The 1,333-nt window shown below is 65.9% G+C and carries 3 protein-coding genes and 1 pseudogene; all 4 read right to left on the bottom strand.

Annotation, left to right across the window (positions count from 1 at the left end):
• Positions 1–270 (bottom strand): alanine--tRNA ligase-related protein (locus tag AC5RWT_RS37460; RefSeq protein ID WP_494084629.1); only part of this gene is annotated, 270 nt, incomplete at its 3' end.
• Between the two features lie 75 nt (positions 271–345).
• Positions 346–579 (bottom strand): DUF6167 family protein, encoded by a 234-nt coding sequence (locus tag AC5RWT_RS37455; RefSeq protein WP_494084628.1) that lies wholly within the window; start codon positions 577–579, stop codon positions 346–348.
• Between the two features lie 16 nt (positions 580–595).
• Positions 596–979, bottom strand: coding sequence for a DUF948 domain-containing protein (locus AC5RWT_RS37450; protein ID WP_494084627.1), 384 nt, complete (start codon positions 977–979; stop codon positions 596–598).
• Positions 980–1,236: 257 nt separating this feature from the next.
• Positions 1,237–1,333, bottom strand: a pseudogene (locus AC5RWT_RS37445) (30S ribosomal protein S4); the annotation flags it as partial.

Below are 1,333 nucleotides of genomic sequence, written 5' to 3'. Positions count from 1 at the left end.
GAAGTTGCCGCACATCTGGAAGAACGTGCCGTGCCGGACGGTCTTGCCGACCTCTTCAATGTCTGCGGTGCGGATGCACTTCTGTACGCTGGTGGCGCGCGGGTACGGCGGCGTCTCGCGGGCGGTCAGGTACGGGATGAACGGCACCATGCCGGCCACGGTGAACAGCAGCGAGGGGTCCGGCGACACCAGCGACGCCGAAGGAACCACGGCATGGCCCTTCTGTTCGAAGAAGTCGAGCCAGCGGCGGACAATCTCATGGGATTTCATGGTGCCTGTGTCTTACCTTCCGGGGTACAAAACGGCCCTGTGGACCGGTGCGTGGCGTGATGCCGCAAGAAAAACTTATCGCTTGCGGACGTCGTCGGCGGAATCAATGCCCAGGGCGAGGCGCAGATCGGTCTCGCGTTCGGCCATGCCGTCGCGGACGGCGTCGGCGAAGTTGGCGACGGAATCGGCCACCTGCCCCAGTGCACGGTTCAATCCCGCCGGGCCCAAGGCATCACGCGTTTGGGAGACCTTGCGTACGGCGAGCACGCCTATGGCCACGCCGGCCGCCATCCAGATCAATCGTTTCATGATTCCTCTTTCGCTCTTAGCGGCCGCGGCGGCGCTTGCCCTCGGGGGCGCCCTTGCCTGCGGAGGTGAGGGCGCTGCGCACGCCGTAGGAGAAAGCAGCCACCTTGATCAGGGGCGAGCCCAGGGTTGCCGAGACCAGCGAGGTCAAGGCGGACAGGTTCGCGGAAGCGTCGGAGACGTGGTTGGAGATCCCGTCGACCTTCCGGAGCTGTTCGTTCGTGGTGCTCACCGTCGTGGTGACTTCGCCGATCAGCGGCGTGGTGCCGTCGCTCAGTTCCCGGATGGCCTGGCGCAGTTCATCGAACACTTTGCCGAGCTTCCAGACCGGGATGGCCAGCAGGGCCACCAGCACCGCGAACACGCCCGCGGCGATCAGACCGGCGATATCTCCACCTGACATGGGCTCAAACGCTCCTATTTATTGGTTGACGGCGTACTCCGGTTCCGCGCGCAGCGTGGGCAGGCCATCGGCTGCGTGGGGGTTCCGGCTAACGACGGCGGGGCGCACCTTGTGCAGGCACCCTCCCCGCCACTGAACACCTTACCTACTGAACAGCCCGCGGCCGATGCCGCGGGCTGTTCTGCGCTGCCTCCGCGCACGGAGGCAGCATCTCGCAGGGGTGGTTCCTGAGGTTCTGAGGCCCCGGAACTACCGGCCTAGCGAGCGTAGTATTCGACCACCAGCTGCTCTTCGCAGGTCACGGGGACCTCGGAGCGCTTGGGGCGGCGGACCAGGCGGGCCTGCAGCTTCTCC

It is taken from the genome of Arthrobacter sp. Dra40 (assembly GCF_059091905.1).
This window is presented reverse-complemented; position numbering and strand designations above follow the sequence as displayed.